This is a genomic window from Paeniglutamicibacter sp. Y32M11 (assembly GCF_019285735.1).
GTDB lineage: Bacteria > Actinomycetota > Actinomycetes > Actinomycetales > Micrococcaceae > Paeniglutamicibacter.
Window position 1 is genome coordinate 2,202,610 of sequence record NZ_CP079107.1, and the last position, 12,026, is coordinate 2,214,635.

Consider the following 12,026-nt stretch of genomic DNA (forward strand, 5'->3'; position numbering starts at 1 on the left):
TGCTGCGTGGGAAAATCAGCGTGTTCGCAGCTCCCAAAAGGCCACCGCACAGGCGGCGGCAACGTTCAGCGAATCAACGCCCGGACGCATCGGAATCATTACCTGCAGGTCGGCTGCCGCTAGCACCGCGGCGGAGACACCGGCACCCTCGGTACCTAAAACCAGGGCCAGTTTCTCGCTGCGGGCGGCACCCAACTCATCGATGCTCAGTGCCGAAGCGGTTAACTCCATGGCCGCGATATCAAACCCGGCCGCGGAAATGGCCGCTAGATCATCGGGCCAGGCACCGAGTCGCGCCCACGGCACCTGGAAGACGGCGCCCATGCTCACCCGAATGGAGCGTCGATACAGTGGATCGGCGCAACGCGGGGTAATCAGTACGGCATCGATGCCCAGTGCCGCGGCGGAACGGAAGATGGCTCCGAGATTGGTGTGATCAACGATGTCCTCGAGGATCGCAATGCGTTTTGCCCCGTCCAGCACCTCATCAAGGGTCAGGGGTGTTGGCCGATTCATCGCCGCAAATGCTCCGCGGTGCAGGTGGAAGCCGGTGATCTCCTCCAGCACGGCATCACTTCCCACAAAAATTGGTGCCTCGGGATGGGCCGCCAGAACATCGGCGAGGGCATCGATCCATTTCGGTGCCATAAAAAAGGAGCGCGGGGTATGCCCCGCGGCTAATGCCCGGCGCATGACCTTGGAGCTTTCGGCGATATAGCGACCGGTGGCTGGGTCTTGATGCTGGCGCAGGGCCGCATCCGAGAGCGCCACATAGTCGGCCACCCGGGCATCGTTGGCAGAATCGAGGACGATCAGCCGGTCCCCATAGACCGTGAGCGCTCGGGTCAAGGCATCGTCGGCGGCCGGAACGGCGCTGGACATCAGGCACCCACCACGAGCTTGGCCACCATATTCACCAGGGCCACCAGCCCCAAAATCACGATGACGCCGCGTAACCAGCCCGGGGAGAGCTTTCGTCCCACCTTGGCACCGATGAAACCGCCGATGAGTGAGCCCACGGCGATGAGGGCCACCACCGGCCAGTGGATCCGCTCGGGGGCGAAGATCAGGTAGGAGATGGCGGCAATAAGATTCACCACCAGGGAGAGCACCACCTTGATGGCGTTGGACTGCTGCAGTGATGCGTGCAGGAAGATCCCGAAGACTGCCATCAGCAAGATGCCCTGAGCGGCGGTGAAATACCCGCCGTAGACCCCAATCAGGAAGACCAGGAAGTACAGCAGTGGAGAGATGCGAGATTTATCGGCGTCATCGGGATTGACCGAGACGCTTTTGGCCTGCCGGGTTTTGGCCCACACCGAAAGTTTGGGCTGGAAAATCACCAAGATCAGGGCCAGCACGATCAGTACCGGAGCAACGTAACTGAAGACGCTTTCCGGGAGGTGCAGAAGGAGGAAGGCGCCGATGAGGCCGCCGGCCAGGGAGACCGGGACCAGCTTCAGCAGGGTGCCCCTGACACTCGCCGCCTCGCGCCGATACCCCCAGGCGCCGGAGAATCCGCCGGCGACCAGACCCATGGCGTTGGACACCACCGCGTTAACAGGTGCGAAGCCCAGTGCGACGAGCACGGGAAATGTCACCAGTGAGCCGGAGCCGACGATCGTATTGATCGTTCCGGCCCAGAGGCCCGCGAAAAAGATAATGATGTCGCGCCACAGATCCACTCCGAATACGCCTCCCCTAGTTCTTGATGATGACTGAAAAATACTCCCGAGCTAGTTGAGCTGGAGTCCATAAACGAATCTGCCGGTGTGCCCCGATCCAGGGATCGGGGCACACCGGCAGGAAAAGCGATACCGGTTAGTGCTTGGCAACGGCGCTGAAACGCCCACCCTCGGAACGCAGGCTCAGCGGGGTGTTAAAGGTTTCCGAGAGGTTCTCCTCGGTTAATGTTTCGGCGATGGGGCCGGCGGCAACCACTTCGCCCTCACGCAACAGCAGAGCGTGGGTGAATCCCGGCGGCACTTCTTCCAGGTGATGGGTGACCAGCACCATGGCGGGCGCGTCTTCGTCGGCGGCTAATTCGCTGAGGCGCGCCACCAAATCTTCACGGCCGGCAAGATCAAGTCCCGCTCCCGGCTCGTCAAGAAGCAAGAGTTCCGGGTCGGTCATCAGTGCACGGGCGATCTGTACGCGCTTGCGTTCACCTTCGGAGAGGGTGACAAACGGGCGGTTGATCATGGTGGACATGCCCCAGGCGTGCAGCAAGGCAAAGGCTCGACGTTCGTCAAGCTTCTCGTAGGCCTCGCGCCAGCGACCGGTCATCCCGTAGGACGCGGTGAGCACCACGTTGAGCACATTCTCGTGCTCCGGGATGGTGCTGGCTAGCGCGGCGGAGGACAGCCCAATCCGGGGGCGAAGTTCAAAGACGTCAACAGCGCCCAGGACCTCTCCGAGCACGCCGGCTACACCGCGAGTGGGGTGGATACGCGCACCAGCGATTTGCAGCAGGGTGGTTTTTCCGGCGCCGTTGGGTCCTAAAACAACCCAGCGTTCGCCCTCCTTTACCTGCCAATTGATGTCCGTTAATAGATCCTTGCGTCCGCGTACCACGCTGACGCCGGCAAGTCCCAGCACTTCATTCATGGATAAAACATTAGGCCAGTGACCCGCCTTTGGCCCAACCGGACGCGGCAAACGCACGGTGTTTGCCAGCACTACAGCATCATTTAGACGCCTCACTCAGTTGATTGGGCACGTCGAACGCCCTCACTGCAGGCCGACTGGGGGCACCAAGGGTGCCGTCCCGCGCAACAAAAGGCACACCGTTTTGTTGCAGTGGCGTGCTAGACGCGAGAATATAGCAATGCAACCCACCGCTTTCATAGTGTTCTATTCCGCAGTAACCCCTTGTACCGAACCTGCTTCGCTGCGCCAGACGCTGGCCGCGGCCGGCCACGAGGTACTCAGCGAGCAGGAGTTCGCCGGTCCTGGGCGCAGCGGATCACGCTGGGAAGTCACGGGGTCTGTCCGTCAGCTGCGCGCGCTGGTTAATCCACTGGATGCCATTTATGCGCGCTCCGAAGACCCAGTATTATTCGGCACATCGCTGACCGTAGTTCCGGCGGAATTAGTCCGGGCCAAGAAGATGCTTCTGGTGATGGACGTCGATTCGACGCTGATCAAGCAGGAAGTCATTGAGCTTCTGGCCGCTCACGCGGGACGCGAGGCCGAGGTCGCCGCCGTCACCGAATCTGCCATGCGTGGCGAATTGGATTTTGCCGCTTCTCTCCACGCCCGGGTTGCGACCCTTGCCGGACTTGATGCGCAAGTCATCGATGCCGTCCGGGCTCGCCTGGAACTGAGTGACGGTGCTGCGGATCTGGTGAAGTCCTTCAAGGAGGCAGGTCACCACGTTGCAGTGGTCTCCGGCGGTTTCGCCCAGATCCTTGACCCGTTGGCCGCCGATCTTGGGCTGGACCGTGCGCGGGCTAATGATCTGGTGATTCTCGACGGGCAGCTGACCGGAAAGGTAAACGGCGAGGTTGTGGACCGCGCGTGCAAGGAAGTGATGTTGCGCACCTGGGCCCGCGAGCTCGGAGTCGAGATGGAGCACACCATCGCCGCCGGTGATGGTGCCAACGATCTGGACATGGTCGGCGCCGCCGGGCTGGGCGTGGCGTTTAATGCCAAACCGTTGTTGCGTGATGCGGCCGATGCCCGCATCGATTTGCCAAGGTTGGATATCATCGCCAACCTCGTGGGGCTCTTATAACGATTGGACCATTAACACCCGTTATTTACTCCGTCGAATGGGCGCACGGGTAGGATGCAGAAGGCGGTAGGGGCTCATAGCAGCTCGTCCGTCACCCAAATCAAGGTACTCCGCAGTGCCCCCGATGGAAGAGAACTAGTCGTTTTGCACAGTGAAAAAGTGGACCGCAGGCAGCGCGGACCGAAGCAGAAGTCACGTCGGGGTTGGATCATTGGCGGTTCGGTGGCCGTGGTGGCCTGCGCCCTCTACGGAGGAGCTGCGGCATATGCCGGCTCACAAATGCCGGCGAATACTAAGGTTCATGGAATCGACGTTGGATCCCTGACGCCCGAAGCCGCCAATGATGTCCTGCGCGAAAAGCTGGCACCGTTGGCCAGCAAGAAGATTTCGGTGCTCGTCAACAACAAGGAAGCCACGCTTGACCCGGCCTCCGCTGGACTGAGTATTGACTACGACAAGACGCTGAACGGGCTCACCGGTTTTGACCTAAACCCCGTCACCATTTTTGAACGCTTTACGGGACAACAGCACCGTGACCCGGTGAGCGTCATTGACGAGGCCAAGCTCCTTGCGTCATTGGACCAACTGGCGCCCAAGGTCGCGGTCAAGACTACCGAAGGCAAGCTTGCCTTTGATGGTTCGACCCCGGTACTAACCAAGCCCATCACCGGGGTTTCGTTAAATGTTGAAGATGCGGTCAACGTTGTTAGTACGGGTTGGTTTGACGCGCCAAAGGCATTAGAGCTTCCCTCGACCATGCAGGAGCCCAAGACGTCCTTGGCAACGCTTGAGGCGGCGCTGCAGGATCAGGCCAAGCCGCTAGTTTCCGGACCGATCAAGCTCACCGACGGCACCACGACTGCGAGTCTCACCCCGGGGCAACTGGCTGCAACTGCATCGTTTAAGATCTCAGACAATAAAGTTGAGATGACTCTGGACACCGAGAAACTGGTGAAAGCGGCAAGTGCCGACTCCAGTGGATTTAAGTCCACCGCTAAGGAAGCAAAGATCGTGCTTTCCGGAGGCAAGCCGAAGATCATTCCCTCGCAAAACGGCACGGTGATCGAATCCAAGGATCTCGATAAGTTGGTCCTCGCCGCCAGTAAGGACGATGCAAGGTCGGCCAAGGTCACATTGACCACCACCGAACCCGAATTGACCACCGAAAAGGCCAAGAAGTTGGGTGTGAAGAACGAGATCGTCCATTTCTCCACCCCCTACCCGGCTTCAGATACGGTGCGCACCAAGAACCTTTATGCCGGAACTGCCCGACTCAACGGAGTCGTGGTCATGCCAGGCGAAACCTTCTCACTGGAGAAGGCCCTCGGGGCCATCACCACGGCTAACGGCTACTACGGCTCCGGCGTGGTGGTTAACGGCTTCGCCACCGAGGCAGTTGGCGGTGGACTTTCGCAGGTCTCCACCCAGTTGTACAACGTAGGCTTCCTGGCCGGTTATGACGACATCACCCACAAGCCCCACAGCCGCTGGTTCGAGCGTTACCCGGCGGGTCGTGAGGCTACCCTCTGGGAGGGTCAGGTAGACATGGCGTGGAAGAACAACACACCGTACGCCGTGATGATCCAGGCATGGGTTGGCGGCGGTGAGGTACATACTCGTTTGTGGAGCACCAAGTACTGGACCGTGGGTTCGGACTCATCGGCTAAGCACAACATCACCAAACCCGGTGTCGAATACAACCCGGCCGAGAATTGCAAGCCCGAATCAGGTGGCAAGCAGGGCTTCTCGATCGATGTGACGCGTACGCGCTCCTCTGCCAAGGAAACGCTGCCGGCCGAAACTAAATCGTGGACTTACCAGCCGTGGAACAAGGTCATCTGCGGCACCAAGCCCTAACACGGCCCCGCAGCAGCATCACCGAGGCGCCCTCACCGTTCATTCGGCGAGGGCGCTTCTTGGCTTCTCGGGAGTTTTTTCGTGATTTGAGGATGAGCATGTCGACACACGATTTATTGCGGTGCAGACTGCTTCCAGCTCCCAAATGACCACCGCCTGCATGTCGATTGCTCTCCAGCCTTTTACGTTAAGCCCACAACGGGACTCCACAGCAGAGAAAGCTACACGCGCTCATGATCACAGTCTCGTATCCCAAGGGAACCATCCGACTACTGGAGATGCATCGGGAGCCCTGCCCACCCCAGAACTTTCCTTCAATGGATCGCCCACCAAATCACCGACGGCTGTAGACGACGCTGAGCGACTAGCCCGGCTGCGGTGTTCTTATGAGAGGTCCGGCTTGCTGGAATTCCAAGAACCGACCCGCCTTATGCCGCACGGGCCACTCGGTTTCAGAAGCTTGTCAGCGAAGTTTCAGATGACCACCTAGGTGAAGCCCGAGACCGAGCAAAAAATCGACGCCGCCGGGGTGAGCATGGCGCAGTTTCTCGCCTCAGAAATGATGTCCGTGGCCAAATATCACGCCTGCCTCCCCGAGCCGCTAGAGAGATGAAGTAACGCTGAATTCGGAAACTCGTGCTGTAGGGGTGGTGCGGGCATTGGCACAAAACCGCACGAAATGGTCATGGAGTCGGGTCCCACGGAGGTCTTGTCCCCCTTTTGTTTCACCATCGAACCGGATTCGTGATTCCCGGCCCTCGACCGAACCGATCATGCTCGAAGCTATTTGACCTGCATCAAATACTCGAGGATTCCCTATGCTGGGCCGCCATCAAATTTTCGACTTGTGCCAGGCGGCAAGCGCTGAATTACCGCTGAGTATTTACCTGCGGCATCACTCAAGGTAACGTGAGTCACAGATCGCTAGAGAGGCTAGCTAAATTATCTTGTCCCGGTGGTCGTTTTGGAGCTGATGGAGAGTGGTTAGAGTGGAAAACCTTGATTCCCAGGTGCGTTCGCCCCAGGAAGACCTAAAAATCGATGACTGGTCCGATCTTGGCCAACAACTTTGGTCCTATCTGACGGGTCGTGGAGCCGCGGTCAACTACACGTTGGTTGACATGACTGTTGAGGTTCCTCGTGATATCGGACCGGACGCACCGCGTGCGATATGGAAATTCGACGGTACATTGCGCGTCACGACGAGTGATGATGCGTCTGCGGGCTCCGATCCCTACCGTAAGTAGACGGGTCGGGCCATGCGTTTCGACATCGATCTAGCGTTCGCCGTGAAATTGCCAGGCGATGATGACACCGTTCGTGAAGACATTAGCGGAACGGTTGAAGCCCACGGCAAGTTGATCACCATCAAAGCCGACTCACTGTCGGTATTTCCGTCGGCAAGGTCTGTCGATCGTAACGCCTTGAACAGCTTTGCTGTCAAGCTCAAAAATGCCGGCATAACAGTCGTCATTGACGGGCCACACGGAACGATAATGAGCCTCGGCAATGTCAAGCCAAATCTAGCTGCCCTCATAGGAACCAGTTCCACTGCAGTAAGAATTGGCAAACGCGAGGCCTTCAAGTCACTGATGGGACGTGGGCGCAGCCGCAGCGCTATTGAACCCATGACAATACCTGCTACTTTGTTTCCGCTTCTGCCTACCTTTCTCAAAAATTATCATCGCCGACCCACCACGACCCACTATGCCCGCGGTGGGGGCAGGCCACGGATCATTTTCGTTAAAGATAGTGAATCGTGGGATGGCAAAGCGCCTAAAGTTCTCAACGTCGTCGATGAGGCGTTGGAGATTGGTAGCTCAGCCGATGTAGGACTTGTGCTCGCAGGCTTGGAACCGGTACACGCGAGAATCGTTCACAATGAACTGGATGATTATGTTCTAGTTGCCGTAGGTCCAGTGGGTGGAAGTGTTGGCTTGAAACCGGGAAGCAAACATACTCTGCGTAGCGGTGCCAGAATAGAACTAGGTGACTGGAGACTCGTGTTCTTCCGTGAAGAGTATGCCGATCACGGGCGGCCTTTCGGAGGACGCAATGGCGGCGAGTTATCTTTCCAGAAAGCTCAATTCAATCCGCGCACCGGACTCATCGAACGTGATTCAAGCGAGTAGGCGGGTTCTGGCAGCCAAGGGTATGCCTCCGGGTTTGGGAAGAGACATTCCCAAACCCGGCGTCGTCTCCTGCATCGTCAAGGGTGCAACTGCCGAAATTCTGATGGGTCGCATCAATCGGGAATTGTTTCCACGCTCTGGGAAAGAAATTCTTGGCGGATAATCCACGAAAAAGATACGAAGTCTTGTGCACATCCTTGATGCATCTTTTCGGCCAGAGAACGGATATGTGGGACCAGACTGGTCAGTTGAGAGGTTCTCGCCAAGTATCCGGAGGTGGTGCGCTGGCGTTAATGGTGGCTCCGCCATGGAGCGGAGAAGCTCACGGGTGAATTCCTCCGCCTGTGCGTTCACTTCGGTATCGGTGGCAACCGCCCGGCCGGAAATCAACGGGGGGCACCGCAGCCAAGCATGATCCTACCGTCCGCCGCTTTTCAGCTGGTGACCCAGCCGCTGCAGATAGATTAATCCCCGCGCCTCCTGAGTGGTGGCGCGGGGATCGATGTATCTACTAAATCTTGTGGACTACTTGGTGCGGAAGTCTCCGGCGCCACCGACGTATTCGGTGTGTCCGGTGGCCACATCGGCGGTCACCATCGCTGCAACCTCTGCGCCGAACTCCACGACGGAGTAGAGCTTGCCAGCTGCGGCGCGGCGGGCCTCGATGGCGCCCGGCTCCGCACGGTCCAGAAGCGTCGCAGTGATGGTGCCCTCGATCATGTCACCGGAAACCACTACGAAGGTGATGCCCTTGGCCTCGAGCTCCGGGATGAATTCACGCAGAGCAAGCTCACCAGCACGCTTGGAACGAGCCACCGGCTCGTAAGCGTCCATGGTTTCGACCTGGTCGATGAAGTGTGCCTGGTGGCTGGTCACGAAGACCACACGGGAGCCCGGCGCCATCTTAGCGGTAGCCGCCTGGAGCATCGCTACCTGAGCATCACGGTTCAGCCGCAACGCGTAGTCCTCGCCCAGGCCCGATTCCATGCCGCCGGAGGCGTTGAGCACGAGCACATCAAGGGAGCCGAAGTTCTCGATGGCCGCATCAACCAAGGCAGTTGGACCCTCGGGAGCGGTCAGGTCGGAACCAACAGCAACAGCACGGCCGCCAGCCTCAACGATGCTAGCGACGATCTTGTTGGCACGTGGTGCCTTCTGACGGTAGTTGATGACAACTCCCGCACCCTGTGCGGCGAGGACCTTGGCTACTTCGGCACCGATGCCGCGGGAGGATCCGGTGACGATGGCGCCCTTGGCTGAAAGATCGTTCAATGCTGCTCCTAAAGTGGTTGCCGGGCCCGGCGCTGCGGCGCGCACGTGCTTTGGCACATCTTGGTGGTGAGGAAAATTTTTGGCGAGTACGCACAACCAGTACATATCTCGTCTCAATCCTGCCAGTACGCGAGGGCGCGCACCGTTGTAGGAATCCTCCAAACAAGTCTAGTTCAGCACTGCCCCGGTGTGGGTGCCGCGTTTTGCCGCCGTGTCGCAGGAAGCCTGTAGGCGCGGCGTCTGGGGCGCACGCCTAAGGAATCAAGACAGCGTGGCGGAATCAGGTGCAAAGAGCCGGAAAATTCACGCCACGCTTGTGCGCTTAGGCTAATTCTGCGCGAACCATTCCGCTCAGTGCTTTGCCGTCAAAGCGTCCGGCTACTTGTTCGGTGACCTGCTTCATGACGGTGCCCATCTGGCGCATCCCTAGCTCGGCACCATCGGCGCGCAAAGATGCGACAACCCCAGCCACGATGGCAGCAGCCTCGTCCTGGCTCAGAGCAGCCGGGAGGTACGCCTCGATGATGGCAGCTTCTTGGGATTCTGCGGCGGCGCGATCTTCCGCACCGGCCTCTGTGTACGTAAGAGCTGTTTCACGCCGGCGCGCGGCTTCCTTCTGGAGCAATGAAATTACTGCAGCGTCATCAAGTACCAGCGGAGTCTTGCCACCTTTTTCGCGGGTGTTGATTTCACCGAGCAGGTTCCGCACCGTAGTGAGTTCCACCTTGTTCCCGGCCTTAAGGTGTGAGGTCATATCCGCACGGAGGCGGTCCTTGAGGGTTTCCATGATGGATTCTTCTTCCCGTCTTATCCGACAGTTTTGGTGTGCGGCTGCACCCATTCTGTTGCCGGTGTCGCCCCTAGTTTATTGCGTTCGGCGAACTCGCGCCGCATCCAAGGGATACAACCTCATGTGCGTTCGCTATATGGTGAGGCAATTTCTGCGATAAGTAGGCCAGTACTCCCCCAATTGCGCAGCACGATCGACAAATGAAACAGGTCTGATCGTGGCTGGTTTGAATAGTCAAGTCGAATAGCTGACCCAACCAGCCGTAAGAGATGACTAAGTCAAAAATTTATCTAGATCTAAATGACAACTATGTTTTTCCACATATGAGAGTTGCGGATGCGCTTCGAGTCACGGGCACACCAAGTGACAGCGCAAAAGTGCGACCACCAGATATCACCGGTGGTCGCACTTTTGTGCCCCCTCCACTCCAGAAAGAAGACAGGCCATTCCGCTACGTTCTTAGTGCCCCATGCCTAATCCACCATCAACGGGAATAACGGCACCGGAGATATAGGCAGCCTCGTCGCTGGCGATCCAGCGGACAACGTTGGCCACTTCCTCGGGCTCAGCAAAGCGGTTCGCCGGGATGGACGAGAGATAGTCCTTCTGCGTGGCTTCGGGCAAGGCTGCGGTCATATCGGTATTGATGAAACCAGGTGCCACAACGTTGGCGGTAATGCCGCGAGAACCGAGCTCGCGGGTCAACGAACGGGCAATACCCACCAGACCGGCCTTTGAGGCGGCGTAATTGATCTGACCGGGTGACCCATAGAGGCCGACAACGGAAGAAATCAGCACCACGCGACCCTTGCGCTTCTTGATCATTCCCTTTGAGGCCCGCTTAATCACGCGGAAGGCTCCGGTGAGGTTGGTATCGATTACCGAAGTGAAATCATCCTCATTCATCCGTAACAGCAGCATGTCGCGGGTAACTCCAGCATTGGCCACCAGTACTTCAACGGGGCCATGAGCCGCCTCAACCTCGGTAAAGGCAGCATCGATGGATCCAGTATCAGTCACGTCGGCTTTCACGCCCAGTAAGCCGTCGGGGACATCACCGCTGCGGTACGTTATGGCGACTTTGTCGCCGTTCGCCACGAACGCGCGGGCTATGGCCAGGCCGATGCCGCGGTTGCCTCCGGTAACCAGCACACTACGGCCGGTGGTATTTTCGGACAAGGGTCCTCCAAAAGACGATGTCAGGGGATTGGATTGCTGCGGAACCAATTCTAGCCCGACTGGTACCCGATGCCTCGCCGTCCTACTTCGCTGCACACTCGGGTTACCGGTGTGAAAGCTGAGAGCCCGGCCCATGTTCGCTCAACGCCTTCGCCCCAAATTCGTATGCCAGCTTAGGTCGGTGAGACAATGGGAAGTATCGGATCCACGGAAGAATCATGAGCTCACCCAACACCAGCCACAGTCACGAACCGGGCACACCCGTGCACCGGATTACCGAGGCGCAGGAATCCCACACAGTGGAGAAGCGGTCCCGCGTCGTCAAGTACACCATCTCCATGTCAATACGCATGGCGTGCTTTATCGCTGCTTTTTTTGTGCACGGTTGGTTGCAGTGGGTTCTACTGGGTGCAGCCGTAGTCCTTCCCTACATTGCCGTAGTGGTTGCCAATGGCGGTGCAGATCTCACCAAGCGGGAACCCCCAGCAGAATTCTTCGCCGGAGATGACCCCCGATTGCTCACTGCCGGTCCGCAGCCCACCACAGCTAAGCCGCAGGCAGCCTCTTCCGCCACGTCAACACCGACGGAAGAGAGGAACGACGACGAATACTTGGGCGAGGATGGCGAACTGATCACCGATCCGCCCCTCAGCTCCCGCTCGGACTCCCCCGACTTGGCTCAAAACAACGATAGCTACCCGGCGGAAGCACCGACCACCATCGATGGCAGTTTTGTTGATGAACCCGATACTCCCAACCGAGCTACAGCGCCCGAAGGAACTCCGTGAATCTCTTGGACTCATTAGGCGACAGCAACGCCGTCCCTGGTCCCTCCGGGCCACCAAAATGCTCGCGCAAGGGCTGTCGTGCCAATGCCAGCGTCGCACTCGCCTGGAACAACCCCAAGATTCACACGCCCGAACGGCGCAAGACCTGGCTGGCATGCTCAGAACATGCCGACTGGCTAGAAAACTACCTTTCCGAGCGATTGCTCTTCAAGGAGCGCATGCCGCTTCCTGACGCGGCGACCGACTCGAGTTCCCTAGGAGAATAAACAAGC

Annotated in this window: 12 protein-coding genes; 6 read left to right on the forward strand and 6 right to left on the reverse strand. The window is 58.6% G+C overall.

Annotated features, from left to right (window positions below; all coding sequences use genetic code 11):
* Positions 1 to 15: 15 nt before the first annotated feature.
* From KUF55_RS09700 to KUF55_RS09710, 3 genes are all read right to left on the reverse strand, one after another.
* Complete coding sequence (locus KUF55_RS09700) at positions 16 to 882, reverse strand: RNA methyltransferase (protein WP_218816500.1); 867 nt, start codon at positions 880 to 882, stop codon at positions 16 to 18.
* A complete protein-coding gene (locus KUF55_RS09705; protein ID WP_218816501.1) occupies positions 882 to 1,685 on the reverse strand; it encodes a sulfite exporter TauE/SafE family protein in 804 nt (267 codons plus the stop codon). Before KUF55_RS09705 ends, KUF55_RS09700 begins: the two co-directional genes overlap by 1 nt.
* A gap of 136 nt (positions 1,686 to 1,821) precedes the next feature.
* A complete protein-coding gene (locus tag KUF55_RS09710) occupies positions 1,822 to 2,607 on the reverse strand; it encodes an ABC transporter ATP-binding protein (protein ID WP_132357764.1) in 786 nt (261 codons plus the stop codon).
* 220 nt (positions 2,608 to 2,827) lie between these two features.
* On the opposite strand from KUF55_RS09710, the gene serB reads away from it, so the two are divergent.
* The 4 genes from serB to KUF55_RS09730 all read left to right on the forward strand — a co-directional run bounded on the left by serB (position 2,828) and on the right by KUF55_RS09730 (position 7,725).
* Entirely contained in the window at positions 2,828 to 3,736 is a 909-nt protein-coding gene (gene serB, locus KUF55_RS09715) for a phosphoserine phosphatase SerB (protein WP_132357766.1), read from the forward strand.
* Between the two features lie 144 nt (positions 3,737 to 3,880).
* Positions 3,881 to 5,593 (forward strand): VanW family protein, encoded by a 1,713-nt coding sequence (locus KUF55_RS09720; RefSeq protein WP_255556944.1) that lies wholly within the window; start codon positions 3,881 to 3,883, stop codon positions 5,591 to 5,593.
* Between the two features lie 989 nt (positions 5,594 to 6,582).
* On the forward strand, positions 6,583 to 6,840 hold the full coding sequence (locus tag KUF55_RS09725) for a hypothetical protein (RefSeq protein ID WP_132357770.1): 258 nt from the start codon (positions 6,583 to 6,585) through the stop codon (positions 6,838 to 6,840).
* Between the two features lie 12 nt (positions 6,841 to 6,852).
* On the forward strand, positions 6,853 to 7,725 hold the full coding sequence (locus KUF55_RS09730) for an FHA domain-containing protein (protein ID WP_132357772.1): 873 nt from the start codon (positions 6,853 to 6,855) through the stop codon (positions 7,723 to 7,725).
* Positions 7,726 to 8,250: 525 nt separating this feature from the next.
* Here KUF55_RS09730 and KUF55_RS09735 read toward each other — a convergent pair.
* From KUF55_RS09735 to KUF55_RS09745, 3 genes are all read right to left on the reverse strand, one after another.
* Positions 8,251 to 8,997, reverse strand: coding sequence for an SDR family oxidoreductase (locus tag KUF55_RS09735; RefSeq protein WP_132357774.1), 747 nt, complete (start codon positions 8,995 to 8,997; stop codon positions 8,251 to 8,253).
* A 322-nt stretch (positions 8,998 to 9,319) separates the two neighbouring features.
* Complete coding sequence (locus tag KUF55_RS09740; RefSeq protein ID WP_132357776.1) at positions 9,320 to 9,784, reverse strand: GatB/YqeY domain-containing protein; 465 nt, start codon at positions 9,782 to 9,784, stop codon at positions 9,320 to 9,322.
* Between the two features lie 462 nt (positions 9,785 to 10,246).
* Positions 10,247 to 10,966, reverse strand: coding sequence for a beta-ketoacyl-ACP reductase (locus KUF55_RS09745; protein WP_132357778.1), 720 nt, complete (start codon positions 10,964 to 10,966; stop codon positions 10,247 to 10,249).
* Positions 10,967 to 11,184: 218 nt separating this feature from the next.
* Between KUF55_RS09745 and KUF55_RS09750 the strand changes: the two genes are divergently transcribed.
* Together KUF55_RS09750 and KUF55_RS09755 are read left to right on the forward strand one after the other, a co-directional pair.
* Positions 11,185 to 11,754 carry a DUF3099 domain-containing protein gene (locus tag KUF55_RS09750; protein WP_218816502.1) on the forward strand — a complete coding sequence of 190 codons (570 nt, stop codon included), beginning with the start codon at positions 11,185 to 11,187 and terminating at the stop codon, positions 11,752 to 11,754.
* Positions 11,751 to 12,020, forward strand: coding sequence for an acetone carboxylase (locus KUF55_RS09755; protein ID WP_132357782.1), 270 nt, complete (start codon positions 11,751 to 11,753; stop codon positions 12,018 to 12,020). The genes KUF55_RS09750 and KUF55_RS09755 overlap by 4 nt, the downstream gene beginning before the upstream one ends.
* The last annotated feature ends 6 nt before the right edge of the window (positions 12,021 to 12,026 follow it).

Coding starts and splice junctions, on each gene's coding strand:
- KUF55_RS09700 (WP_218816500.1), bottom strand. CDS start 882: ATGTCCAGCGCCGTTCCGGCCGCCGACGATGCCTTGACCCGAGCGCTC.
- KUF55_RS09710 (WP_132357764.1), bottom strand. CDS start 2,607: ATGAATGAAGTGCTGGGACTTGCCGGCGTCAGCGTGGTACGCGGACGC.
- serB (WP_132357766.1), top strand. CDS start 2,828: ATGCAACCCACCGCTTTCATAGTGTTCTATTCCGCAGTAACCCCTTGT.
- KUF55_RS09730 (WP_132357772.1), top strand. CDS start 6,853: ATGCGTTTCGACATCGATCTAGCGTTCGCCGTGAAATTGCCAGGCGAT.
- KUF55_RS09740 (WP_132357776.1), bottom strand. CDS start 9,784: ATGGAAACCCTCAAGGACCGCCTCCGTGCGGATATGACCTCACACCTT.
- KUF55_RS09750 (WP_218816502.1), top strand. CDS start 11,185: ATGAGCTCACCCAACACCAGCCACAGTCACGAACCGGGCACACCCGTG.